Source organism: Paenibacillus sp. VMFN-D1 (assembly GCF_003386155.1).
Taxonomy (GTDB): domain Bacteria; phylum Bacillota; class Bacilli; order Paenibacillales; family Paenibacillaceae; genus Paenibacillus_AQ; species Paenibacillus_AQ favisporus.
Window position 1 is genome coordinate 740,202 of sequence record NZ_QRDU01000002.1, and the last position, 22,916, is coordinate 763,117.

At 56.4% G+C, this 22,916-nt stretch carries 25 protein-coding genes; 15 read left to right on the top strand and 10 right to left on the bottom strand.

The window, feature by feature from the left end; translation table 11 throughout:
* Positions 1 to 190: 190 nt before the first annotated feature.
* Entirely contained in the window at positions 191 to 970 is a 780-nt protein-coding gene (locus C7820_RS18890; RefSeq protein ID WP_116232333.1) for a DeoR/GlpR family DNA-binding transcription regulator, read from the top strand.
* Between the two features lie 7 nt (positions 971 to 977).
* On the opposite strand, the gene C7820_RS18895 is transcribed toward C7820_RS18890, so the two are convergent.
* Together C7820_RS18895 and C7820_RS18900 are read right to left on the bottom strand one after the other, a co-directional pair.
* On the bottom strand, positions 978 to 1,946 hold the full coding sequence (locus C7820_RS18895) for a glycerophosphodiester phosphodiesterase family protein (RefSeq protein ID WP_397334203.1): 969 nt from the start codon (positions 1,944 to 1,946) through the stop codon (positions 978 to 980).
* A gap of 35 nt (positions 1,947 to 1,981) precedes the next feature.
* A complete protein-coding gene (locus tag C7820_RS18900) occupies positions 1,982 to 2,563 on the bottom strand; it encodes a TetR/AcrR family transcriptional regulator (protein ID WP_116232335.1) in 582 nt (193 codons plus the stop codon).
* Between the two features lie 225 nt (positions 2,564 to 2,788).
* On the opposite strand from C7820_RS18900, the gene C7820_RS18905 reads away from it, so the two are divergent.
* A complete protein-coding gene (locus C7820_RS18905) occupies positions 2,789 to 3,142 on the top strand; it encodes a DUF2512 family protein (RefSeq protein WP_076170396.1) in 354 nt (117 codons plus the stop codon).
* Between the two features lie 89 nt (positions 3,143 to 3,231).
* On the opposite strand, the gene C7820_RS18910 is transcribed toward C7820_RS18905, so the two are convergent.
* Positions 3,232 to 3,444, bottom strand: a complete 213-nt coding sequence (locus C7820_RS18910; protein ID WP_116232336.1) for a hypothetical protein — start codon at positions 3,442 to 3,444, stop codon at positions 3,232 to 3,234.
* A 248-nt stretch (positions 3,445 to 3,692) separates the two neighbouring features.
* Between C7820_RS18910 and C7820_RS18915 the strand changes: the two genes are divergently transcribed.
* From C7820_RS18915 to ptsP, 9 genes are all read left to right on the top strand, one after another.
* Positions 3,693 to 5,828 (top strand): BglG family transcription antiterminator, encoded by a 2,136-nt coding sequence (locus C7820_RS18915; RefSeq protein WP_258875300.1) that lies wholly within the window; start codon positions 3,693 to 3,695, stop codon positions 5,826 to 5,828.
* 24 nt (positions 5,829 to 5,852) lie between these two features.
* A complete protein-coding gene (locus C7820_RS18920) occupies positions 5,853 to 6,296 on the top strand; it encodes a PTS sugar transporter subunit IIA (protein ID WP_116232337.1) in 444 nt (147 codons plus the stop codon).
* On the top strand, positions 6,293 to 6,556 hold the full coding sequence (locus tag C7820_RS18925; RefSeq protein ID WP_116232338.1) for a PTS sugar transporter subunit IIB: 264 nt from the start codon (positions 6,293 to 6,295) through the stop codon (positions 6,554 to 6,556). Before C7820_RS18920 ends, C7820_RS18925 begins: the two co-directional genes overlap by 4 nt.
* A 35-nt stretch (positions 6,557 to 6,591) precedes the next feature.
* Positions 6,592 to 7,890, top strand: a complete 1,299-nt coding sequence (locus tag C7820_RS18930; protein ID WP_116232339.1) for a PTS ascorbate transporter subunit IIC — start codon at positions 6,592 to 6,594, stop codon at positions 7,888 to 7,890.
* 139 nt (positions 7,891 to 8,029) lie between these two features.
* A complete protein-coding gene (locus C7820_RS18935) occupies positions 8,030 to 9,022 on the top strand; it encodes a phosphotriesterase family protein (protein ID WP_116232340.1) in 993 nt (330 codons plus the stop codon).
* 12 nt (positions 9,023 to 9,034) lie between these two features.
* Positions 9,035 to 9,793 carry a creatininase family protein gene (locus tag C7820_RS18940; RefSeq protein ID WP_116232341.1) on the top strand — a complete coding sequence of 253 codons (759 nt, stop codon included), beginning with the start codon at positions 9,035 to 9,037 and terminating at the stop codon, positions 9,791 to 9,793.
* A complete protein-coding gene (locus tag C7820_RS18945) occupies positions 9,790 to 10,524 on the top strand; it encodes an SIS domain-containing protein (RefSeq protein ID WP_076170792.1) in 735 nt (244 codons plus the stop codon). The genes C7820_RS18940 and C7820_RS18945 overlap by 4 nt, the downstream gene beginning before the upstream one ends.
* Positions 10,525 to 10,550: 26 nt before the next feature.
* Positions 10,551 to 10,820, top strand: a complete 270-nt coding sequence (locus C7820_RS18950; RefSeq protein ID WP_076170389.1) for an HPr family phosphocarrier protein — start codon at positions 10,551 to 10,553, stop codon at positions 10,818 to 10,820.
* Entirely contained in the window at positions 10,820 to 12,574 is a 1,755-nt protein-coding gene (gene ptsP, locus C7820_RS18955) for a phosphoenolpyruvate--protein phosphotransferase (RefSeq protein ID WP_116232342.1), read from the top strand. Before C7820_RS18950 ends, ptsP begins: the two co-directional genes overlap by 1 nt.
* A gap of 333 nt (positions 12,575 to 12,907) precedes the next feature.
* On the opposite strand, the gene C7820_RS18965 is transcribed toward ptsP, so the two are convergent.
* The gene (locus tag C7820_RS18965; RefSeq protein WP_116232344.1) at positions 12,908 to 13,663 is read right to left on the bottom strand and encodes a YqjF family protein; all 756 of its coding nucleotides are present in this window, start codon (positions 13,661 to 13,663) and stop codon (positions 12,908 to 12,910) included.
* Between the two features lie 143 nt (positions 13,664 to 13,806).
* Here C7820_RS18965 and C7820_RS18970 point away from each other — a divergent pair, with 143 nt between their 5' ends.
* The gene (locus C7820_RS18970) at positions 13,807 to 14,148 is read left to right on the top strand and encodes a KGG domain-containing protein (RefSeq protein WP_116232345.1); all 342 of its coding nucleotides are present in this window, start codon (positions 13,807 to 13,809) and stop codon (positions 14,146 to 14,148) included.
* A gap of 73 nt (positions 14,149 to 14,221) precedes the next feature.
* Here C7820_RS18970 and C7820_RS18975 read toward each other — a convergent pair whose 3' ends face one another.
* Positions 14,222 to 15,511: a phytoene desaturase family protein gene (locus C7820_RS18975; RefSeq protein WP_285854914.1), complete on the bottom strand. Its 1,290-nt coding sequence runs from the start codon at positions 15,509 to 15,511 to the stop codon at positions 14,222 to 14,224.
* Positions 15,512 to 15,750: 239 nt separating this feature from the next.
* Positions 15,751 to 16,368 carry an NAD(P)H-dependent oxidoreductase gene (locus tag C7820_RS18980; RefSeq protein ID WP_116232347.1) on the bottom strand — a complete coding sequence of 206 codons (618 nt, stop codon included), beginning with the start codon at positions 16,366 to 16,368 and terminating at the stop codon, positions 15,751 to 15,753.
* 174 nt (positions 16,369 to 16,542) lie between these two features.
* Between C7820_RS18980 and C7820_RS18985 the strand changes: the two genes are divergently transcribed.
* The gene (locus C7820_RS18985; RefSeq protein WP_116232348.1) at positions 16,543 to 17,223 is read left to right on the top strand and encodes a winged helix DNA-binding protein; all 681 of its coding nucleotides are present in this window, start codon (positions 16,543 to 16,545) and stop codon (positions 17,221 to 17,223) included.
* A gap of 126 nt (positions 17,224 to 17,349) precedes the next feature.
* Here C7820_RS18985 and C7820_RS18990 read toward each other — a convergent pair whose 3' ends face one another.
* The 4 genes from C7820_RS18990 to C7820_RS19005 form a co-directional block, all read right to left on the bottom strand.
* Positions 17,350 to 18,261 carry an aldolase gene (locus C7820_RS18990; RefSeq protein ID WP_116232349.1) on the bottom strand — a complete coding sequence of 304 codons (912 nt, stop codon included), beginning with the start codon at positions 18,259 to 18,261 and terminating at the stop codon, positions 17,350 to 17,352.
* Between the two features lie 105 nt (positions 18,262 to 18,366).
* Entirely contained in the window at positions 18,367 to 18,492 is a 126-nt protein-coding gene (locus C7820_RS18995) for a paeninodin family lasso peptide (protein WP_105441696.1), read from the bottom strand.
* A 15-nt stretch (positions 18,493 to 18,507) separates the two neighbouring features.
* On the bottom strand, positions 18,508 to 20,457 hold the full coding sequence (locus C7820_RS19000; RefSeq protein ID WP_116232350.1) for an asparagine synthase-related protein: 1,950 nt from the start codon (positions 20,455 to 20,457) through the stop codon (positions 18,508 to 18,510).
* A 140-nt stretch (positions 20,458 to 20,597) separates the two neighbouring features.
* Entirely contained in the window at positions 20,598 to 21,068 is a 471-nt protein-coding gene (locus C7820_RS19005; RefSeq protein ID WP_116232351.1) for a VanZ family protein, read from the bottom strand.
* 375 nt (positions 21,069 to 21,443) lie between these two features.
* On the opposite strand from C7820_RS19005, the gene C7820_RS19010 reads away from it, so the two are divergent.
* Both C7820_RS19010 and C7820_RS19015 read left to right on the top strand, forming a co-directional pair.
* On the top strand, positions 21,444 to 22,196 hold the full coding sequence (locus C7820_RS19010; RefSeq protein WP_076170381.1) for a YveK family protein: 753 nt from the start codon (positions 21,444 to 21,446) through the stop codon (positions 22,194 to 22,196).
* Complete coding sequence (locus C7820_RS19015; RefSeq protein WP_116232352.1) at positions 22,177 to 22,866, top strand: CpsD/CapB family tyrosine-protein kinase; 690 nt, start codon at positions 22,177 to 22,179, stop codon at positions 22,864 to 22,866. Before C7820_RS19010 ends, C7820_RS19015 begins: the two co-directional genes overlap by 20 nt.
* The last annotated feature ends 50 nt before the right edge of the window (positions 22,867 to 22,916 follow it).

Sequence of the window (22,916 nt, forward strand, 5' to 3'; positions counted from 1 at the left end):
TTATGTGTATTTATGTGGTTTTAGTTGATTTTAATCCTGGCCAAGGCTGCTGTCAATTCATTTTTTCGAAGTTTGACATTCCTCTCCATAGCCAACTACACTTAATAGAAACAACAACAAAACACATGTAAGCGATGGAAAACCACATGTGTCCAATACTAAGCCTTTTGGTATAAAGGAGGGTTTCGATATGTCCTTAACCTATGAGGAACGGCGGGAGACCATTCTCGGCCAATTGGGGATGGAAGGGAAAGTCCGCGTGCACGAACTGGCGGAGATGTTTGGCGTTTCGACAGAGACGATCCGCAGGGACCTCGACCGCCTGGAGAAGGAAGGCAAGCTTCGGAAAGTTTACGGCGGCGCGGTCCGGGTCCGTTCCGGCTTCACGGAGCCGACGTTTACGAACCGTTCCCTGATGCACCGGAGCGAAAAGCAGGAGATCGGCAAACTGGCGGCGTCCCTGATTGAAGACGGGGAGACAGTGCTGCTGGACAACGGCACCACAACACTGGAAATTATGCGGAATGTGATGGAGCGCCCTCAGGTCACGGTCATCACCAACTCCGTGCCGATATTAAACCTTGCCCTTGAGGGATTCCGGGGGAAAATCGTGTTCGCTGGCGGCGAGATCAATCCGGAGCATCAGGCGGCTACGGGGATGATCAGTCATGAGCTGCTCGATCGCTTCAAAGTGAATAAGGCGTTTATTTCGGCAGGGGGCATATCGCTGACCGACGGAATCACCGATTATCATCTGGAAGAAGCGCTGCTGTCCCGCAAAATGATCGAGCGTACGGAAGAAGCTATTCTCGTCGCGGACCATTCCAAGTTCGGGGTCACCACCTTCGCCCAGATCGCACCGCTTACACAGATCTCGATGGTCGTCACCGATGCGGGCTGCTCCAGGGAATGGATCGACGCCCTGAAGCAGCTGGATATTGAAATCATTTCGGGAGAGGCCCGGCTCTAAGAGGACTTTAAGTGGCGGGTTCCTCCGCGGAACTGCCTTTAAACAAAGGGGCGATCCGGTCGATGCGGTTCGTCCAGATGCCGCCGCTGTAATGGGCAGGCAGCCGCTTGATGTCTTCGGGGCTGTCAAAGCCCGATGAGAAATCGCTGCCGTCGCCGCCGACGACGATCACCCGCGTGTCAGCCTTGTCCATCCGGTTCAGGAAGCGGTTTGGCCATCCCCACAGGAGCGGGGCGATTTTCTCGGGAATATGCAGCTCCGTATGCTTGCAGGCTGAAGGCATGTACCCGGTCCATCCCGCGGCCAGATACGGAATCAGGCAGCGCTTCATCGTGGCGATGGACATGACGCGGGCTTCGGGAAGCTTTGCTTTGAGAGCCGCAACCGGCTCATCCCCGCCATAGAAGGCGAGCTGCTTCAGCCGCTGTTCGGGCAGCGCCGACATCGCATCCGCTAGCCGGGTGCCTTCCTTCGGATCACTGCTTTTCATATGAATCAGGAAAGACCGGTCCGGAAATTGCTTCAGCACCTCATCCAGCGTTGGCATAAGCCCGACGCCTTTTCCACGGAACGGATACGTTTGCCCTCCGTCGGCGGTATAACCGTAGCCGATATCAACCTTTTTCAGCTCGGCCATCGTGTAATCCGTCGTCATGCCTTTCACATTGGTGCGGCAGTCCAGTGTCCAGTCATGGAACACGGCGATCTGATCGTCCTTCGTCAGCTTGATATCGAGTTCCACCATATCGGCACCGGCCTGAAATGCGGCTTCCATGGATGGAAGCGTATTTTCCAGATAGGGGTGCTCGGGGGGATCAATTCGTTCCGCGGTACAGGTGTCGTTCGTGATTCCCTCCATTGTAAAGGTTTGGGCCAATCCGCGATGGGCGAGAAGAAAAGGGGAACCATCCCGGGGCTTGGCCAGCAGGGAAGTGTTATTCAGATAAATAAAAACAAGCAGCAGTGCCAAAATCATAAAGGTTTTGCTTCGTACGATCCGCTTCAGCCGTTTCACCTTCCGATTCCCTCCCACACGGCATCCAGCTGCCGTTCAATCGATCCGTATATCCCGTCTTCATTCATCTTGGAGGACAGCGTGATCAGCGTCTGGAAGAACAGTCCGACCACCACTCCTGCGCTTAGCTCGGGGTATGACAGCCGCTGCTGCGGGTCTTGTTCTCCGGCATCCTCCATCACCCGGCGCAGAGCATTTTTGAAATTCGAAATGTTGGTTAATTCGCTCCCTGATACGATTTCAGCTTTGATCGTTTCCATCAGGGTCAGCCGCAGAAGCTCCTCATGCTGCATATAAATGTGCAGCAGGTCGCGCAGGATTCGCAAAATGCGCTGCTTCAAGGGACCATCCTGATGACGCGCGACGATGTCGTCCATCAGGCCGGCGTACGAATCGGCTACATACAGAAGCACATGCTCTTTTTTGGGGAAATAGTTAAAAAAGGTTCCTTTCGCGATTCCGCACACCGCGGCAATCTCCTCCACGGTGACGTTGTCGTAGCCCTTCTCCTTAAACATTTGAATGGCATTGCGGGTAATGTTTTCCCGGGTGTTCTTCTTCTTCTGGTCTCTCAGCAAACCGTTCACCTCATTATTAAAAAATGACCCTGGTCATAAATGACTGTGGTCATTATATGGCATAAACCGGCTTATGCGCAAGACCATGCGCATATAAACTGCTCTTTTGGCGCATGGTAATAAAAAAGAACGATTTTCTGCAAGGCAGTTGATCGTTTTAAAGCACCCGAACCTGTTTATAACTTACATGAAAAACAATCCAAATGAGGAAAGGAGGTCAGGGATATGGGGAAATTTGCCGTTAAATTGGTGGCTCATTTGGTTGTGATCACGGCGATGCTGTTGGTACTCTCTACGGCAACGATCTGGGGGGCATTGGCTACGGCGCTGGCGATCGGCGTCATTTCCTATTTGGTCGGCGACCTGCTGATTCTCCGCGCTTCCCAGAACAATATCGTTTCGACGCTGTGCGATGCTGTTCTGGTTTTTCTCATGCTTTGGGCGGTGCGTGCATCGAATCTGTGGTCCTTGTCTTATACGGATATGCTGGTTATCACCATCGTGGCAGGGATTTTCGAATACTTCTACCACATGTGGCTGCTGAGCGATGACCGTTCGGCCAGAAGACAGCGTGCCTAATGCCGCATTTCACGTTATCTTTGATTTAAAATGAATAGATGAAACGATGAAACCAGAAGACCCTCTGCCAACAGGCAGAGGGTCTTCTTTTAGCGGTTCTGCTTCAGCTCGGCAAGCCCGACCAAGAACATGAGTAAGCCGATAAGAAGGAGGGAAAGCAGGGTGCAGTACAGCAGCGTCTCGTATTCGCCGGTCAAGTTCATATTGTAAAAAAATATATTCCTGAAGAAGAAGTAACCCATCGGCGCACTGAAAAAAATGAACACAAACGATAATGCGAACCATGCCGTCGACTTTTTCACAGATGTATCATCCCTTCCTGACTTCTATTCTCCTTTTTACCATTATTTACATAGATTGTCATCCGAAAAATCCACATCGTCTTGGACGGATCCGAAAGAAAGCCGATAAATCAGTGCTGGAAATCGATAGTATTCATTTTTGCACAAACCGGACTTCCAGGAATTGAACTGTCATTCGCAGCAGGGCCATAGGTATAATCGAGTCACAAGGAACGACATATTTCGTCAATGACAGGAGGGATGCCGGAATGCTTGATGAACGCAGTACCGAAATACTGAAACTGCTGGTGCAGACGGACGATTACGTAACGCTGGATGAACTGACGCAGAGGCTCGGCATCTCCCGAAGAACCGTGTATTACGATATGAACAAAATCAATGACTGGCTGGAGACTTTGGAGCTGCCTCCTGTCGAGTACGTGCGCACGGCCGGTTATTCTCTGCCGGAGGCCAGCCGCCGGGGGATCCCGGACACGGCAGGGGCAGAGAGTTCTGCGGCCCAGCAGTATTATTTGTCCCAGCGAGAGCGGCTTGCCTGGATCGCGATCCGGCTGCTCACGGCAAAGAGTCCCGTCTTCATCCACCGACTAACCGAGTTGCTCCAAGTCAGCCGGGGGACGGTGTTGAAAGATTTGAATACGGTCCGCGAGCAGCTGGAGACGGCCGGCCTCGAGGTGGTGTATGACCGGAAGCGGGGCTATGAAGTGCACGGCGAAGAGGCGAGGATCAGGAGAGAGCTGACCCGCTGCTGCGATCAGCTTGCCGGCAGCGTCAGCTGGGAGCAGGCGGTCAGCCGTACGGGTTACTGGGGAGAGCAGGATCCGCTGCGGGACATCATGCCGGAGAATACGGACGAAGGCATCCGGCGTCAGATCCACCGGCTGATCGCGGCCAGCGAGCGGATGCTGAACGTGGAGCTCACCGACGAGATGCTTTTTCATTTGACTACCCGATTTTTGCTGTTTATCCGCCGGATCCAGTCCGGCCGGGTGATCCGCGTGGATGAGGATGAGCGGGAAGTGCTTCGGCAGACGCCCGAATATGACGCGGCTTCCCGAATTGCGGACGGCCTTGGCCGCTTGTTCGGCAGTCCGGTACCGGAAGAAGAAAACGCTTACCTTACGATGCATCTGCTTGGGGCAAGGGCGAACCGGATGGAGCAGCTGACAGGCTCGGGTGAAATTATCGGACGCCTGCGGGACGCGGCCCGGGAGATGACGGATGCGTTCCAGCGCAGCGCCTGCGTCTGGCTTGGCGGCCGGGAAGCCGTGGAGGAGGACCTGCTGGTTCACCTGAAGCCGGCGTATTACCGGATCATATACGGTTTGGAGCTGGTCAATCCTCTTCTGGAGGACATCCGCAGTAAATACGGCGATTTATTTGAGCTCACCCGGCGCTCGGCATATGCCTTCGAGGAGCTGGTCGGCCGGAAGCTGAGCGACGTCGAGATCAGCTATCTGGCCATGCATTTCGGCGGATGGCTGCGCCGGGAGGAAGTGGAGCCGGCAGCCCGGCGGAGGGCGGCGATCGTCTGCGTGAACGGGATCTCGGCATCGAGAATGCTGAAGGCCCAGCTGGAGGGGCTTTTCTCCACTCTGGACATTATCGCGATGCTTTCCCTGCGGGAATACGAGCAGTTCCAGGAGCGGGTCGATTTAATTTTCTCAACAGTCCCGCTGCCGGACAGCAAAGTGCCCGTTTATGTCGTCCATTCGATCCTCAGCGACAAGGACAAAGAGAATCTGCTCGGCAGGGTGAACAAGGCAGGCGGCAGAGGCCAAAGGACACAGGCGAGCTCGGTGCAGGCACTGCTCGATATCGTTCGTAAGCACGCGGACGTGACCGACGAAGCGGGCCTCGCCGACGAGCTCGGCCGCTATCTGTCCGGCGGCCGGAGCAAAGTATGGCTGGGCGAGCGGCCCAAGCCTTCCCTGGCCGAGCTGCTGCCCGCGCCGATGATTCGCCTGCAGCGGGAGAGTGCGAGCTGGCGCGAAGCGATCCGGGAAGCAGCCCAGCCGCTGCTGGCGGAAGAATACATCGACGAAGGCTACATCGACGCCATGGTCGGCAAAGTGGAGTCCCTGGGCCCATACATTGTGGTCGCGCCCGGAATCGCCATCGCGCACGGCCGGCCGGAGGACGGCGTGAAGCGGCTGGGGATGAGCCTTCTGCAATTAGAGCGGCCCGTGGCTTTTTCCGGGGAAGCGCGCCACCAGGTGAAGGTCGTTCTGGTGCTGGCGGCCATCGACGGAGAGTCGCATCTAAAGGCATTGTCCGAGCTGACGGGCATGCTGAAGAACGCAGCCGGCCTGAACCGGCTGAAGGAGGCGCATACGAAGGAGCAGATACTGAAGCAGATCGGGACGGCTTCAAGTTCCGGCTAAACTATCCGAACGGGAGAGATGAACATGAAATTTCTTGAACCTCCGCTCATTGCGCTGGATGCGGAAGCGGCATCCGCCGAGGAGGCAATCCGGCTGGCAGGTGCACTGCTGACGGAGGCGGGTGCAGCGGAAGCACGCTACGCCGACGCAATGGTGGATTCCTACCGGGAGAGGGACCCGTATTTCGTCCTTGCCCCGAGTATTGCCCTGCCGCACGCCCGGGCGCAGGACGGCGTGATTGAGGCCGCGGTGTCTTTTGTCCGGCTGAAGGAACCGGTCGTCTTCGGCCACAGCGCCAACGATCCGGTGCAGCTGGTATTCGCCCTTGGCGGGTCCGACAGCGGCGAGCATATCGCCCTGCTGCGCCAGCTGACGACGCTGCTGAGCAGTCCGGCGCATCTGGAACAGTTCAAACAGGCGGCCGATGTGGAAGCTATCCAACAAATCATTAGGGGGAATGAGCAATGAAAGTACTATGCGTATGCGGTTTGGGACAAGGAACGAGTCTGATCCTGCGGATGAATGTGGAAAATGTGCTGAGTGCGATGGGCGTCAGCGCGGACGTGGAGCATACGGATGTCTCCACGGCATCGGGCACGGCGGCCGACTATATTATCACTAGCCATGAGCTGGCGCAAAGCCTGGAGGGCCATTCCGCCCGGATCATCGTCGTCAATAACTACTTCGACAATGACGAAATCAAGCAAAAGCTGGAGGAAGCCTTGTAAGCCCTATCTTGACCTAACCGAGGAGGTGTCCATCCATGGACGTGCTTTATTGGATCGCAACCAATATTTTCGGAACACCTGCTATACTGCTCGGCTTCATCGTTCTGGTCGGCCTTATGCTTCAGAAAAAATCGACCAGCCAGCTGGTGAGCGGGACGTTCAAGGCGATCATCGGCTTCCTCATCATCGGAGCGGGTTCGGACGTCATCGTGAATGCGCTGAACGTGTTCGAACCGATGTGGAAGGAAGTGTTCGGCCTGAAGACCAGCTCGCTCGGCAGCTTCATGGGCCAGGAAGCCTTCAACGCCAAATTCGGCAGCGCCGTCACGCTGGCCATGCTGGTCGGCTTCCTGATCAACGTGGCGTTGGCCCGGTTTACCCGGTTCAAATACATTTACCTGACCGGACACATGATGTTCTGGACCTCAACGATCTTTGCGGGCGTCATCGTCCATGCGGCAGGCACCGGCGTTCCGGTATGGAAACTCGTGGTCGTCATCGCCGTCATTCTGGGCCTGTACTGGACCTTCCAGCCGGCCCTGGTCCAGCCGTTCCTGAGAAAGGTTACCGGGAACGACAACATCGCTCTGGGCCACACCTCAGCCTCCGTCGCCCTGCTGGCGGCGCTGCTGGGCAAGGTTCTCGGTAACAAAAAGAACGATTCCGAGAAGATCAAAGTGCCGAAGGGATTCGAATTTCTTCGCGACTCCAACGTTATTACGGCGCTCAGTATGGGCGTGCTGTTCCTGATCGGAGCGATCATACTGTCGACCAAGGGGACCCCCGAGGCTGCTGCCCTGATCGCCAAGGCAGGAGACCAGAACTTTATCATTTATTCCATTATCCAGTCATTTACGTTCGCCGGCGGCATTGCTATCGTGCTGATGGGGGTGCGGATGTTTGTCGGCGAGCTCGTGCCGGCCTTTAACGGGATTGCGACCAAACTGGTGCCCGGGGCCAAGCCGGCGCTGGATGCTCCGGTCGTGTATCCTTACGCGCCGAACGCCGTTGTGCTCGGTTTCCTCGGCGCCTTCGCCGGAGCCATCATCTGGCTGCTCGTGCTCGGCAGCACGGTGTCCTACATTTTCGTACCGACGATGATCGTGTTGTTCTTCCACGGGGCGACGGCCGGCGTATTCGGCAACTCGACGGGCGGCGTGCGCGGAGCGGTAATCGGGGGCTTCGTTACATCAACGATCGTAGCCTGGGGGCAGTTTGTCATGGTAAGCTTCCTGATCTCTTCAACCGTGCCGGACACGGCCATGTGGGCCGCTGACTCGGATATGTTCATCATCGGTCCGATTTTGCACTTTATCGCCAAGCTGCTCTTTTAACATGGAGATTTGAAACCGGCCAAACGGAAGACGGCGAGCGGTCGGAGCGCCGTCTTCCCTGGGCCATAGCGGGTCCTTGTATGCAGCCGGATCTTACCAACGACACCAACCACTCACCAAGAATGGAGGAGGAACGATTATGGGCTTTATTCGCACACTTCACGGGGACATCGATCCGAAGGAGCTCGGGTTTACGTACTCCCATGAGCATATCGTATGCCGCCCGGCCTATTGGCAGGAGCGGGGGGAAGACGATCTGCTGCTGGACGACAAGGAGAAGTCGAAGCTGGACGTGCTGGATTTCAAACGGTACGGCGGGCAGTCGATCGTGGATGCAACGGCGGTCGACTATGGCCGGGATGTTCATGCCGTAGAGGAGATCGCACGCGAGACGGGCATCCGGATCGTCGGGACGGCCGGATTCAACAAAAGCTTTTTGTGGGACGCGGGCATCAAGGAAGAGCTGAAGCCCCTTATCGGGCCCTATGATACTTACGCCCAGTGGATTGAGGCGAAGACGATCAACGAGCTGGCCGATTTCGTCATTCGCGAGGTCGAGGAAGGGCTGGAAGGAACACCGTTCAAGGCTGGCCAGGTCAAGTTCGGAACGGGCTACAACCGGATCACGCCCTTGGAGGAAAAGACGCTGCGGGCCGTGGCAAGGGCGCATCACGAAACGAAAGCTCCCGTCCACTCCCATACGGAGGTCGGCACGATGGCGCTGGAGCAGATTGAGCTCTTGAGAAGCGAAGGCGTAAACCTGTCTTATTTGAGCCTCGGACACATGGACCGGAATCCGGATCCGTATTACCACGAGCAGATCGCCGCAACCGGCGCATTTTTGAGCTTTGACGGCATCGGCAAAATCAAATACGCGCCTGAAAGCACGCGGATCGCACTGATTCTGAATCTCGTCCGCAAAGGGTACGAAGACCAAATCCTGATCAGCGGGGACACCGCCCGCAAAACCTACTACAAGCATTACGATCATGGACTGGGGCTGGAATATATCATTGCCAAATGGGTGCCCCGATTCATCGACGAGGCGGATCAAGCAGGGTTTGACGGCAAAAAGCTGATCGAGAAGTTTTTTGTCGCCAACCCGGCCCGCTGCTTTACATTCAAAAAGTAAGGGGGCAGGGTCATGAAATTCGAGCATGAAAACTCGGCTGACGTCATGGACAAGATCCGCCTGCACCGCACGGCCATACTGCCGGTTGGAGCCGTGGAAGCGCACGGCCCGCATCTTCCCCTCGGCACGGACAATCTGCTTGCCGAACGGCTCGCGGACAAACTGGCTGCGCGCACCGGCGGATTCGTGCTGCCGACGCTGCCTTACGGGCAGGTGTGGAGCCTGCGTCATTTTCCGGGGAGCATAAATGTGTCTAACGAGGTGCTGATTGGGCTCCTTGCCGATATCGGGGAAAGCCTGCACAACCAAGGCTTCCGCATTCTGGCCATGGTCAACGGCCATTTGGGAAATGCCGTCGCCCTGAAGGAGGCCGCGAGGGTGCTGTATGAACGGGTGCCGGACCTGAAGGTATTCTATTTCTTCTATCCCGGAACGAAGGAAGTGACGGCAGAAGTCCGGGAAACGCCTGCGGCTCATGGCACCTACATGCATGCCGACGAAATCGAAACGTCCTACATGCTGTATTTGGCTGAAGAGCATGTGGACATGGACCGTGCGATCGACGGGAAACCGCATATCCCTTCCGACGCAGACTGCACCCCAACACCATGGGAAGAGATGACGTCTTCGGCGGTGCTCGGCGACGCCACCCGGGCCAGCCGGGCGAAAGGGGAAAAGATCATCGAACGCAGCCTGGACGCGATGGCGGACATGGTGCTGCAGGCCAGAAGGAAGCTGGATTTTGAAGCGAAGGGGGAGGAATTATGCTGATGAACGCGTATTTCAACATTATCGGCGAGCTGCTGCATAAGGTACGGACGAAGCAGGCAGAGGAGATCCGGAGAGCTGCCGTCAAGGTCGCGGATTGCATAGAGCAGGGTGGCATCATCCATTTATTCGGCTGCGGGCATTCGCATATCCTCACCGAAGAAGTGTTCTATCGGGCCGGCGGGCTTGCTCCCATCCGTCCCATCTTTGTGGAGAAGCTGATGCTCCACGAAGGCGCAGTGCGCTCATCCGAGCTGGAGCGGCAGAACGGCCTTGCGGCAGACTTCATGGATGAGCAGGATATCCGGGAAGGCGAAGTGGTATTCGTGCTGTCAACCTCCGGACGTAATCCGGTACCGGTGGATGTTGCGCTAATGGCCGGGCAGAAAGGCGCCTTTACCATCGGCATAACTTCCCTGGCGTATTCCAAGAGCCAACCATCCCGCCATGAGAGCGGCCGGCATCTGGCCGACGCCGTCGATCTGGTCATCGACAACTTCTCTGTTAAAGGGGATGCGGTGCTTCGGTATCCAGGCATGGAGGTCGCTTTTGCGCCCAGCTCGACGGTGATTGGCGCAGCGATTCTAAACGCCGTATTCGCGGAGGCGATCGGGATCATGTTCGACAAGGGGCTTACGCCGCCGGTATTTTTGAGCGGCAACATCGATGGTGCCGACGCGCATAACGAGGCATTGATCGAAGCTTATAAGGGCCGGATCGCGCTGCTGGCGTGACCGGCTTCATAAAGGGGAGGAGCAACATGATTACACAAACGGTGACGATACGGAATAAACAGGGCTTTCATGTGCGGCCAGCTCAGCAGTTCTCGGACCGGGCGGGACAATATGAAGCGCAGGTGGCGGTTGTAACGGAGGATGGACGCCGGGCCGACGGCAAAAGCATGCTGGAGCTGATGACGCTTGGGCTCGAAGCGGGATCGGTCGTCACGATCGAAGCCGCCGGACCGGGAGACGAAGAAGCGGTCCGCGCTTTGGCGGAGCTCGTGGACGGCAAGTTCGGTGAGGACTGATGGACACGCTGTATGTTCAAGGCATCGGCGTGTCGGAAGGGGTACGGATCGCGCCGGCCTTCATCTATCGGCGGAAAGAGGCTGCCGGTGCGCTGGCTCCCGTGGTGCTTCCCGGCGACCCGGAGGCGATTCGGGCTGAGCTCTCCAGGCTGGGAGAGGCGAAGCGCCGGTGTGCCCGGCAGCTGGAGGAGCTGGCGGCGAAGGCGGCGGAGACGCTTGGTGAAGACCAGGCCGGGATCGTGACGGGTCAGCGCAGGCTGCTGGATGACCCGGCCTTCTATCCGAAGATGGAGGCCTGGGTGCAGGAGAAGCGGGAGCCCGCGGAGCAGGCCGTTGCCGGCATCGTGGAACAGGTAGCCGGCGTGTTCGAGGCTATGAGCAGCGACTATATGAAGGAGCGGGCCGCGGATATCCGCGACATTGGCGGACGTCTGCTGAACGCTTTGGCCGCGAAAGAGGACCGCGGGTTATCCGCGATTACGGAGCGGGTCATCCTCGTGGCGGACGACTTGGCGCCGTCGGACACGATCCAGTTGGACCCGGAGCGGGTGGTGGGGCTGATCACCCGCTCCGGCGGTGCGACGTCGCACACGGCGATCCTGGCGCGCTCGCTCGGCATTGCCGCCGTCGTCGGCGCCGGCAGCGCCATCGACGGCATCGCGGACGGCGATCTGATCGCCGTCGACGGGGCGGCCGGACGCTGCATCGTCCGGCCCAGCGAGGCGGAGGCGGAGCTGAGCCGCCTCCGGATGGAGGAGGGCGAGCGGGAGCGCGCCGCGCTCGCCCGTTACGCCGCGTGTCCGGCGGTGACCGCCGACGGGACGCGCGTGGAGCTGGCGGCCAATATCGGGACGGCCGCCGAAGCGAAGGCCGCCGCCGCGCAGGGCGCCGGCGGCGTGGGGCTGTTCCGCACGGAGTTCCTGTTCATGAATGCCCCGGCCATGCCGGGCGAGGAGGAGCAGTTCCGTGCGTACCGGGAGGCGGCGGCCGCCATGGATGGCCGCCCGGTGATCATCCGCACGATGGACATCGGCGGTGATAAGGCGCTGCCGTATCTGGATCTGCCGCGGGAGGACAATCCGTTCCTCGGCTATCGGGCGATCCGGATCGGCCTGGGCAGGCAGGATCTCCTGAAGGTTCAGCTGCGCGCGGTGCTTCGTGCCAGCGCATTCGGGAACGTCAAGGTGATGTTTCCGATGATTTCCGGGCTGCAGGAGTGGCGGGAAGCCAAGGGCGTGCTGGAGGAGGCGAAGGAAGAACTGAGGCTCAGCGGGGCGGCATTCGACGAGCGCATCGAGGCGGGAATCATGGTCGAGGTGCCGTCGGCGGCCGTCATGGCAGGGGCGTTTGCCCGTGAGGTCGATTTCTTCAGCATCGGTACGAACGACCTGGTTCAGTACACGCTGGCTGTGGACCGGATGAACGATAAGGTCGCTTACCTGTACGATTATTTCCACCCGGCGGTGCTGCAGCTGATCCGCCATGTCATCGAAGCATCCCATCAGGCGGGCAAATGGACCGGTATGTGCGGCGGGATGGCCGGCGATCCGCTGGCTGCTCCGCTGCTGCTTGGGCTCGGTTTGGACGAGTGGAGCATGGAGGCAGGACGGCTGGGCGTTATCAAAAAAGAACTGTCAGCTCTCGACCGGGAAGCCTGCTGCTCGCTGGCCGACAGCGTTCTGATGCTGGATACGCCCCAGGCGGTCCGGCAGACGCTTGAAGAGTTTCGACGCGCCATCGGGCATACGCTTTAGGTACATCGTTCAAGCATCCGACCGCTGAATTTGCAGGAAAAGGCAGAGCGTCCTCTCTGAGAGGATTCTCTGCCTTTTGGATTTGCGGCATGGCGGATTGCGATATTGCTGTAATTGCTGTATCTGCTGTATCTGCTGTAATTGCTGTATCTGCTGTAACTGCTGTAATTGCAGAATTGCTGTAATTGTAGTAATTGCGGTATTACGGTAATGCGCAATACGGTATTGCGCATTACGGCATTGCGATACGAAGAATAACGCCTTTCTGCGGTCAGCCCGAGTGCCTCTTTGTTTCTGCAGGCTCCTATTCTCGGACTCACTGTTAAGGGCCATTCATATTTTCCGTACCGGCCACAACAGTACCTCCAGCCGCGGGGTATACGTCAGCAGCGCCGGCTCCGGGTCATGGACCAAGCCGAACGAGGCCGTCAGGCTGTTCTCCTCGATCCACAGTCCGGCCTCCTGGAGCGGCCAGGGAAGGTGGTGAATCTCCCCGATTCGGAGCTCACCGTCGGACCCGGCGGAATACAGACAATACCGCTCGGTCAGCCAATGGACGAGGGTCCCGGGCTCGGCATGATAAACCTTCTGGTTTACCGCGCAGTACCGGCTTTTCCATACCGCCGGGGACTCTCTGAGCCCGCGATCCCTTTCGCTGACATAATGGATGAATCCCTCTTGATTGCTCTTTTGCATTCGGGCGTAGCGGTAGGGCAGGCGGGCCAGCATACGGGCCCCCGCGACCGCAAGCGGATTCGACGCTTCCAGCGTCAAAAACCAAATGCCGGGTTTTCCGCCGCAATTCACGTATGTTCTAACGTTCAGCTCAAGGAACTTCCGGGTCCCCGGTATGGGCGGCATCCCCCGCATGCGGAGCGGATCCAGCAGAAACGGGGAGACGCTGATCCACGGCCGTCCTTCCCATCGCTCAAGTTCAAGGCCGGGGGGAATATAGGGGAGCAGGCTGTGGTCATCTACCGGCCAATGGGCGAACAGCAGGTCGTTCCATCCCTGCTTCATGACCCAGGGCCCGTCAGGCATAGGTATAGGACGATGGCTCGTTTGTTCCAGGATGCTGCGGTTTTTCATGGTTCTCTCCTCTCGGTGGTTTGGGTAGGGGTTACGTATCGTTATTACCCATCTATGCACAAATACGATGTTTCATATCCTGGGGCACGGGTAAGTAATGAATGCAAGCGCAACACTCAAAACCCTAGAAGGAGTGATTCGAAATGGCAAATAACAAAGATAACCGTAAGATGACCGTCGAAGAAGCCGGACGTATGGGTGGCGAGAAAACCGCCAAAACGCATGACAAGGAATTTTATCAAGAAATCGGCAGAAAAGGCGGCGAAGCGACGGCTGATTCCCATGACCGTGAGTTCTATGAGGAAATCGGCCGTAAGGGCGGCGAGGCGACATCAGAGTCTCATGACCGCGAATTTTATCAGGAAATCGGCCAGAAAGGCGGCGAAGCGAGAAGCGACAGCGATGGCAGCGACGGCAAAATGAGCCGTGAGGAAGCCGGCCGTAAGGGCGGAGAGGCCCGGGCCCGTCAAAGAGACAACTCTTAATCAGGCGATACGATAGATGAACCACAATAAAAAGGACCTTCCTTCGGGGAGGTCCTTTTTATTGCATGACGCGTCAATCTATGCCCGCGGCCGTCAGACCGGCGAGTTTGGCGCTCGTCATCGCGGTATCGGCAAGGCGCCCTTCGCGGCCCACCCAGTCGCCGGCGACGTACAGCCCGCGAATTTCCGGAACGGCCGGTCCCGGTGCGGGAGCATCCCCGCTTCGCAGCGCAGGCCGGGAAGCATGAGCGGCAAGCAGATTCGGTGAGAAACGGACGGCGGCGGCTTCCCGCTCCCAGCCCGGCTGAATGGCCTCAAGCCTTTGCTTCAGCCGCCCCAGGACCAATTCGGGACCACGGGAAGGAATGGAGCCGTGGTATGTCATCACATGGATTACTTGGGAACCGTCTTCTGTTAGCGGGATCGCTGCCGAATGGTTCGAATAATAGAACGGCTCATCCAGTCCGAGTACAAACGCCCGATCCGGATGGGTCACCTGCTTCAAAGCGACGTCCAGGCAGGAAACGTACAGCGGGTGAGCCTGCTCCTTCCAGACCTCCAGCGAACGGCTGTGTAATCCGGAATCCTTGAGCCATCTGCTGACCGCATGCGGTCCGGCCGCGGCGATGATGCTGCCTGCTCTGAGGAGGGTCCCTTCGGACAGAAGGATACCGGTGACCGTTCCCTGCTCATGCACAATTTGGGCAGCTTCGGCACCTGCGGCGATGACGACGCCGGACCTGACGGCTTCCTGCTGCAGGCTGTCGATGACCGTCTGCCAGCCCCCCAGCACATACCGGACGCCTTGGCTGGCGAGCTGTCCCTGCTCCAAAACGTAGCCTGCGCTTAACTGCTCCATGTCGTCATCGTAGGCCCACTGTCTGCACATGGCGTAAAAGAACTGGCGAACGCGGTCCGAGCGGACATGCCCCGGCGCCCATTCCTTTATGCTGATCGAGCGGACCGGTGCCGGATCGATCCGGTTCAGGTTTTCCATGAGCTTACTCCATTCCGCCTGCTCTTCGGGACTCAGCTCTTCAGTGGCATGGATCAGCTTCCCGTCTAAAATGCCGTACATGGCGTTTTTCGTCCCGCTGCCCGAGGAAGGTTTGCAGCCGAGCTCTTCCAAAATCCGCAGCGCAGCGCTTCCTTCGTACATGGCACGGGGGCCGTAATTAAACAAGGCTCCCCCGATTCTGGCGGTTTGGGCCAGGCCGCCAAGGCGGCTGTCTTTTTCAAGCAGTATGACGGATCGCCCGGCCCGAGCTGCATAAATCGCGGCGGTCAGACCGGTCAGCCCACCGCCGATCACGGCAATATCATACAATGGGTGTTCCATAGTCGTGTTCATATTTATGTTCATGTATAGTGCGCTCCTCTCAAACATGTTACTTATTAGTCACATATAATATATGTTACTTTATGGTAACGTGTCAATAGGATCTAGGAGGATTTATTTGAAGAGCGTCTACTTGGTAACGCAAGCTGTTTTGACAGGTTATTGTTAGCTAGTTTGCCAGCAGTGAGGCTTGCGCCGCAGTTTGCTTGGGCCAGTACGTTCAAACCGGAGGGACTGCGGAGTGGTCCTCAAATGGGTGCTGTTTACAACCGGCTGAAACGCTTTTCCGCTGCGGCCAGGCGCTCGCGTCTCTTTTCCAGGCTGAGGTGCTCCATCCCGGGGTAATTGAGCCAGCGCAGCTTGTGGATGCCCATTTTTCGAAACGTGCCGCGAAACAGAATCTTCGTGATCGGATTACCTAATATCCAACGGTACACGAATCCGGGTGTGCTCATAACCGTCAGCAGAGAAACCCCCTTCAACTTGGGAAGAAGGCAGACAAACGGGCGTCCGGGCTTAACCTCGTCAAAAACGACGCCCTTGACGAACACTTTATCCAAAAAACCTTTGGTCAGCGCGGGCATCGTTTCCCACCAAATCGGAAAGATGAAAATAAGATGGTCAGCTTCCAACAGACGGCGCTGGTAGTCTTGGACCATCGGGTCCTGGGTGTCCCTCTGCCTCCAGGCGGCCAGATCTTCGGCTGAGGTCACGGGATTAAAGCGGTCGGACTGCAGGTCCATCAGATCCAAGGTGTGGCCAGCGGCAGTCAGGCCGCTGGTTACGGACGCCAGCAGGGCGGCGGAGAAGCTTCTGCGGTGGGGGATGTTGCCGGAGGCGGACGCTCCGTAAGGATGATCAAAAACGATAACGATATGCATGGGGATACCCTCCATTTAATGATTCCTAGAAACAAAATAATTTCTTCGAATCAATAATACGTTTTTGTTTTATTGGTGTCAATATTGTTTCATGGAATCTTTATTTGGAGACGCTATGCTGTTATACTGGCTGTAACTACTTTAACGTGAAGTGCAGGAAAGGAGACCAGCCGCATGAACCGGTCCAAACAAGATCATCCATCCCCTGGAGAATGGCCGCAAAAAGAAATCGTCATTCAGGAAATGATGAGCAGCATCGCGCAGATCCAGCGGAGATTTCAGGCGGAAGGCATCGATGAAGAAAGGCAGTGGATGATCTCTCATACCGACAATCCAGAGGTCAAGGCGGTTTTGCAGGAGTCGACCATTGTGATGCTCCATGTTATTGATGCTGTCGGACAGCTTGAACCCGTTAATGGAATCACGATCTCCAAGCAATTCGACATTCCCCGCGGCAGCGTCTCCAAAGTCACCCGGAGACTCATCGTACTCGGCGTCATCGAGTCCGAGTCCTTGCCTGACAATAAAAAAGAGGTGTTCTTCCGGCTGACTCCACTCGGCAGGGAAATATACGACGTGCATGAAGCGCTGCATGGCCAAATCGAGCGGAATGCCAAACGTTTTATGCAGCGATACACGCTCGAAGAGCTGCAGCTGCTCGCAGCGGGCATGAGGGATACGCTCGGCACTTCCTTTGTCGAGCCGATGGACGGGGAGGAAGAAGAGGTGGGAGGTAATCGCTCAGGTGCGCCGGAGACGGCGGTGATCAGCGAAATTTTAGGCCAGCTGCAGCGTTTGGAAGAGCGGGAGCTGCGTAAAGTGAGGGACATGATTCAGCTCATGTTTTTTGATTGAGATTTTCCGGAAAGAGGGAGAGGGGATGGGACATCTCTGCAACGACATAAAAACCCTGCTTCCAGCAATGGAACAGGGCTTGGTCATGGATCGGCGATGGCGATACCCGGTATGAATTTGGATTGCTCAGCCTCCAATAACATCCAGAACCATCTCGGTCAATCTGCCGATCGTAGGCTGATCCAGGGGACGCTGCAGCTGATACATGTTCACGGATCCCGACAGGCGGGTTGTGCATTCAAAATGCCACGGGGTTAGACCGCTCTCTGCGAGGAGCGAGCTGCGGTAGGTATGGCGATGGAGGAGCGGCAGGCGCTCCAGGCCCTTGATTTCCCGGATCTCGGGCTGCTCGCAGTCTGTTTTGACCAGTTCAAAAACGCCTGCCAGCGGAATCGGTTCGGATGCAAACTTGGCGAGAACCGGGACCGCATACTTCGTTTCCCGGTCGAACAGAGGACGGAGACCGCCCGCGTCCATGCCAAACGTGTCAAGGCTGTCCTGCCAAAGCTTCTGCTGTGGATAGGCAGGGGCAACAAGTGGAAGCTGCTCCGTATCCATCGTAACGGCGATGACATCGTCGGTCAGCAGCTGGCATCCCTGCTGCAGCAGGGCGGATGCCAGCGTAGACTTGCCGTGTCCGGAATGGCCGACCAGAGCGTAAGCTTTGCCGTTCATGACGACGGCGCTTCCGTGCAGGGGCAAAATCCTTCTCTGCATCAGAATAGCTCCCATGCAGGTGCCGAGGACATACAACCGGATCTGATCCTCGTCCGCGTCTGCCTCCGGCGAGACGTAAATGTCGGTTCCGTTCTCTGCGCTGAACACGGCCAGCTTCGGAATCCGGAACATCACCTGCTGCTCGCTTACAGCGAATTTGTTGACGGGCGTTTCCCGTCGTTCCCAGGCATCGTTAAGATCGGCCAGACCGACCCGCACTTGGACATCTTGGCCGAAATGCCCGACCGGCCGAAGCTCGGGCAGCGGGATTTCACTTTCTATCGTAAGCCCGAAGGCTGTATACATCGCTGGTTTGATCATATATTTTCTCCGCTTCGTCAGGAAGAATGTGGATATAAGAACAGCCCTTACCCCATATCATTGGGACCAAGGGCTGCTCCTGATCACTCGGTTTATGAATTGGAATTAGCTGTAGAAGACAGGATCATCCGGGTCCGGTTGGAAGGAGTCCGGTTTGCCTTTTCCGGGGCCAGCCATCGTCATGCTGACTTCCAATACTTCCAGTTCAGGTGTAGTCCATTCTTTTTTCATCGATTTCACCTCCTTTCAAAAGTTTCGCTCCAGAAAGCGGTACACGATCAAGCTTCGCATCAGCACCTTGATGGCCGGACTGTAGGCCTGGCTTGGGTGCATCCCGTTTCTGGCTTCGTCAAGCGCTTTGCGTACGACAGGAATGTTCAGCACCTGCTGCATGCGGGAGTCCCGGCACAGTTGGTCCAGCTCCTGGACCATTTGCGCCCAGTGCGGAGTCATCCGGTGGAGAATATCGGCCGCCTGGATCCCTTTGAGCCGCTGATTCAGCCGGACGATGTCGGGAAGATAGCCTTGGGCAGAGCGTCTGATCAACGCGCGGTCGAGGCCGTTCTGCACATACTGCTCCATCGGTACCGACAGGCAGAACCGGATGACGCGCAGGTCGTTGGTCGGATCATGAGCCCAGAGGGGATACTGCAGCGACAGCTTGCTGACGCTCGTTCCCGTCGTGCTCCATACGTTATAGCTGTCAAAATGATACTTTCTTGCCTCCACCGGGTCGGAGGGAAGGTCTTCGCCCGATCCGATTTCGGTGAACTGCCTGTCCGTCAGCTTGTCGTAAACGCCGGCCTGTCTGGCGAATGCCGGGTTAACCAGCTGCGGAAATTCATTGGAGGACGAGGCGGCATGCCTGCGCTTCAGAAGCGGAAAAGCCTGCTTGCACAGCTCGGCTATGATGCGCTTGCGTCCTACGCCTATGTTCATACTGTATTGGTTAATCTCCCCGCGCAGGCGGACCCACGCCATTTTCTTCATCAGTTTGGCGTAATAGTCCAACGCGTTGCCCCAGGAGATGCTGTAATTTCCTCTTGCGCCATTCAGCAGAATGCCCACCCCGCGCTCATGCGCCTGTTCGTAAATTCCTCGAAGCCAGAATGAATTTTCGAAAAATTTATAGGGTGTCTCCATAATGTCCAGCCAGTGATCGATATCCGTATACGGGCTTCGGCCGTTAAAGCTGAGGTAGCTGTCCTCGATGTTACCCGCATGCTGGACAGTCTGACGGATGAGAGGCCTTTCGTCGGCCAGTCTCCGCTTGGGCGTCCAATCCTCGAAGCCTTCTTCAGGAACGTAGCTGAACGTATGCAGTTTCCGGTGATCACGCTCCAGCGCTTTGGCCGCAAAGCCGGCAACCGACCCGGAATCCAGTCCCCCGCTTAAATGAGCCCCGACCATCCGGCTTGTCCGCTGCAGCCTTGAGGTAACGGCCCGGTTAAACACGTCGCGGAAAGCTTCCTGATATTCTTCGGAAGACTTAAGCTGCAGGGGGGAAGTCTCCGTCAAGCTGTAGTATCTGTAGACGGACACCTGGCGGCTGCGGACCGTGAGCGTATGCGAAGGCGGCAGCTGCTCGATATGCCGGTAAACCGTCGTAGATAAGTCCGGCGGCTCAAAAACCCCGCTGATGGCAAGAAACTCGGCCAGCCAAGCTTCGTTCAGCTCCTGTTGAACATACGACAGGGATAACAGCGGGCCAATGGCCGTGCAGAAGGACAGCTGTTCCCCGTTCCGGTGATAATAAAGGGTTCGTGCACCGGAGAAATCCCGGGCTCCGAACAGCATCTGCTTGTTGCCGTCCCAGATCATAAAAGCAAAGTCGCCGACCAGACGCTCCGGCATCGACTCTCCCCATTTTTCGTAAGCGAGCAGCAGAATTTCCCCGTCCGTCATAGCTTGTCTTGCACGGGAAGGGACCTGCAGCCCATCCATCAGCTCATCCCGGTTATCGATGATGGCGTCGGCGGTAATGGCCAGCCTGCGTTCAGCGCAATAGAAGGGCAACAATTCGTGGGCAGACTGCTGCGTGATCCACTGGGCGTGACAGCCAAACCACACATGGCCCTGCTGCCATACCGAACTCCGGTCTGCCGGATACCGTTTCAGCGACTCCATAATGGGTGCTCCGGCGCTGACGTCTAAGGGGTCTTGGCTAAACCGGTAAATCCCCGCAATTGCGCTCATGACATCTTCCTCCGTTATGTACCGTCCAAACAATTTGCGACAATATGTATCTAGTTCTTCTGTATCATACTACATGTATACATATTGTATCAACATTTTTTTTCAGCGTGCGAAATTTAGTGAATTTGGATGAGGAAAGATTACCTGGTTTGCTTTTTGTCGGATGGGAGAGCTGAACGCGGAGGCCGCGCTGCCGTTCTGGCACGGTTTGTCCGCTTGATATAAGCCTGGAGCATAAGGCAGAACAGGTAGGCGCAGAGGATGCCGAACGTATCGTTCACGATGTCGTAAATCCGTCCGCTTCGAAAAAAATACAGCTGAAGAACCTCGGTTAACGCTGCGTACAGGATCGCCGTCATGACGGCAAGCTTCGAGCCGCGCAAATTGGACAAGAGCAGCTCCAATAGAAAGAAACCGATAAAATGCCCGATTTTTCGGTTGATCCAGGCCTCGCTCGACCACTGTAAATCAAGCTTGAGCAGTTCACTCCAATCGGGTGAGGGATTCAGCCGGAAATCCGCCCGGTGATGGTGGAGAAGGGCATTGAAATCGAAAGAACAAGTAAAGACGAACAGGCAAACCGCCCACGTCACGGTGAGAAAAATGCGCATAATTCCTCCTTCATTTAAAGCGCTTCCATTATATATGTGTCCGTTCTGAGATGAGAGAAGGCGTGTTTACGATACAAAGTGTAACTTTTTTCGGCAAGTATATAGCAGCATATTTCGGATTTCAAGTTTGCAGGCCGTCAATTTTTTTAACGCCCAGAAATGGAATGCGGATTTTAACTGTCTGAATATGCATGGAAATGCGGATGAAAGCGGTTTTTCGCTGCATAATCATGTCGCTTTTCGAAAAAAATTAGAGTCATTTGCTTGACATGATACATTTTGTATCTTAAAGTGTAGGATGAATAATACATATTGTATCGGTAAGGTGTGACCCACAACTGCAGTTGAAAAATGATTAGCGGGGGTAGCGTGTTTATGGAGCTTAAACAGTATTTTCGAATCATTGTAAAAAAGTGGTGGTTAATCGCGGCGATTGTCGTTATTGCCGTTGCGGCTACCGGAGTCAAAAGCCTCTACCTCACGACGCCGGTCTATGAGGCCAACGCCAAACTGATCGTTAACCAATCTGCCTCTGCGGACGGCGGAGCCAGCTTGAATGCCGGGACGATCCAGACCAGCATTTTCCTCATTAACTCCTATAAAGAAATCATCAAGTCGTCCGCCATTATGAACAAAGTCGTGCAAAAATATCCCGATCTGAAAGCATCGCCCGGTGAACTTGCAGCGATGATCTCGGTCACTTCAGCTAATGATTCGCAGGTCATGAACCTGGTGTATCAGGATCCGTCCTATACCCGGGCGGCCAAAATCGTTAATGCCGTCTCCATGGTGTTTAAGGAACAGATTCCCCGCATTATGAACGTGGACAACATTACGATTCTTAGCGAAGCCGATACCAAAGCTTCCCCTGGGCCGATCAACATTAACCCGGTTATGAACATGCTGATCAGCTTTGTAGTTTCCCTGATGCTCGCCATCGGACTGGTTTTCCTGCTTGACTATCTGGACGATACGGTGAGAACGGAGGCCGAGGCTGCGGAAATTTTGGACATGCCGGTGCTTGCGGTCATCAGCGAAATGAACCGGGCGGATTTGAAAACCCGAAGCGGCACAAGTATACCAAATCAAAAAGTAGGTGAAGGCAAGTATGCGACGCTCAATCAATAAAGAAGCCCTGGTCGTATCCGGGAATCCAACCTCCCGGGTATCCGAGGCATACCGGCTGCTCCGGACCAAAATTCATTTTTCCCCCAAAGACGCGGCGCATCAGGTCATCATGGTCACATCGACGCGCTCTTCCGAAGGCAAAACGACAACGGTCAGCAATTTGGCGGTGACCTATGCGATGGAAGGCCGGAAGGTGCTCCTGATTGATGCGGATATGCGCAAGCCCGCGCTGCATGACATCTACTCCCTTTCCAACCGGCACGGACTGAGTACAGTACTGGCAGGTGACGTGCTGGTGCAGCAGGCCGTTCAGGAGACGGGCATCAACCATTTATCCCTGCTGACGGCCGGGCCGGTGCCGGCAAACCCGGCAGAGCTGATGGACTCGGCCGCCATGCGGGACATGCTGGTCCAGCTTCGGCAGGAGTACGACGTCATCCTCATCGATACGCCGCCGGTGCTTGCGGTATCGGACGGTGTCATTACGAGTGCGTTATGCGACGTCGTCATCATGGTGGTTGCCGCGGGCAAGGTCAAACGAAGCCACCTGAGGGCGGCCAAGGAACAGCTGGATCATGTGAAGGCCAACATGCTGGGACTGGTGCTTAACCGAAGCAGCCGCGACCAGCAGGCCTTTGCTGCGGACCATTACGGTATGCAGGCTCAATAAAGACATGTTTTTCAAGAAGGTAATGCCTACTGCACCTTTATCACTGGAGG

Excerpts from the sequence above, each read along its gene's own strand:
- C7820_RS18890 (WP_116232333.1), top strand. The coding sequence starts at position 191 with ATGTCCTTAACCTATGAGGAACGGCGGGAGACCATTCTCGGCCAATTG.
- C7820_RS18895 (WP_397334203.1), bottom strand. The coding sequence starts at position 1,946 with ATGATTTTGGCACTGCTGCTTGTTTTTATTTATCTGAATAACACTTCC.
- C7820_RS18905 (WP_076170396.1), top strand. The coding sequence starts at position 2,789 with ATGGGGAAATTTGCCGTTAAATTGGTGGCTCATTTGGTTGTGATCACG.
- C7820_RS18915 (WP_258875300.1), top strand. The coding sequence starts at position 3,693 with ATGCTTGATGAACGCAGTACCGAAATACTGAAACTGCTGGTGCAGACG.
- C7820_RS18920 (WP_116232337.1), top strand. The coding sequence starts at position 5,853 with ATGAAATTTCTTGAACCTCCGCTCATTGCGCTGGATGCGGAAGCGGCA.
- C7820_RS18925 (WP_116232338.1), top strand. The coding sequence starts at position 6,293 with ATGAAAGTACTATGCGTATGCGGTTTGGGACAAGGAACGAGTCTGATC.
- C7820_RS18930 (WP_116232339.1), top strand. The coding sequence starts at position 6,592 with ATGGACGTGCTTTATTGGATCGCAACCAATATTTTCGGAACACCTGCT.
- C7820_RS18935 (WP_116232340.1), top strand. The coding sequence starts at position 8,030 with ATGGGCTTTATTCGCACACTTCACGGGGACATCGATCCGAAGGAGCTC.
- C7820_RS18940 (WP_116232341.1), top strand. The coding sequence starts at position 9,035 with ATGAAATTCGAGCATGAAAACTCGGCTGACGTCATGGACAAGATCCGC.
- C7820_RS18950 (WP_076170389.1), top strand. The coding sequence starts at position 10,551 with ATGATTACACAAACGGTGACGATACGGAATAAACAGGGCTTTCATGTG.
- ptsP (WP_116232342.1), top strand. The coding sequence starts at position 10,820 with ATGGACACGCTGTATGTTCAAGGCATCGGCGTGTCGGAAGGGGTACGG.
- C7820_RS18965 (WP_116232344.1), bottom strand. The coding sequence starts at position 13,663 with ATGAAAAACCGCAGCATCCTGGAACAAACGAGCCATCGTCCTATACCT.
- C7820_RS18970 (WP_116232345.1), top strand. The coding sequence starts at position 13,807 with ATGGCAAATAACAAAGATAACCGTAAGATGACCGTCGAAGAAGCCGGA.
- C7820_RS18975 (WP_285854914.1), bottom strand. The coding sequence starts at position 15,511 with ATGAACATAAATATGAACACGACTATGGAACACCCATTGTATGATATT.
- C7820_RS18980 (WP_116232347.1), bottom strand. The coding sequence starts at position 16,368 with ATGCATATCGTTATCGTTTTTGATCATCCTTACGGAGCGTCCGCCTCC.
- C7820_RS18985 (WP_116232348.1), top strand. The coding sequence starts at position 16,543 with ATGAACCGGTCCAAACAAGATCATCCATCCCCTGGAGAATGGCCGCAA.
- C7820_RS18990 (WP_116232349.1), bottom strand. The coding sequence starts at position 18,261 with ATGATCAAACCAGCGATGTATACAGCCTTCGGGCTTACGATAGAAAGT.
- C7820_RS18995 (WP_105441696.1), bottom strand. The coding sequence starts at position 18,492 with ATGAAAAAAGAATGGACTACACCTGAACTGGAAGTATTGGAAGTCAGC.
- C7820_RS19000 (WP_116232350.1), bottom strand. The coding sequence starts at position 20,457 with ATGAGCGCAATTGCGGGGATTTACCGGTTTAGCCAAGACCCCTTAGAC.
- C7820_RS19005 (WP_116232351.1), bottom strand. The coding sequence starts at position 21,068 with ATGCGCATTTTTCTCACCGTGACGTGGGCGGTTTGCCTGTTCGTCTTT.
- C7820_RS19010 (WP_076170381.1), top strand. The coding sequence starts at position 21,444 with ATGGAGCTTAAACAGTATTTTCGAATCATTGTAAAAAAGTGGTGGTTA.
- C7820_RS19015 (WP_116232352.1), top strand. The coding sequence starts at position 22,177 with ATGCGACGCTCAATCAATAAAGAAGCCCTGGTCGTATCCGGGAATCCA.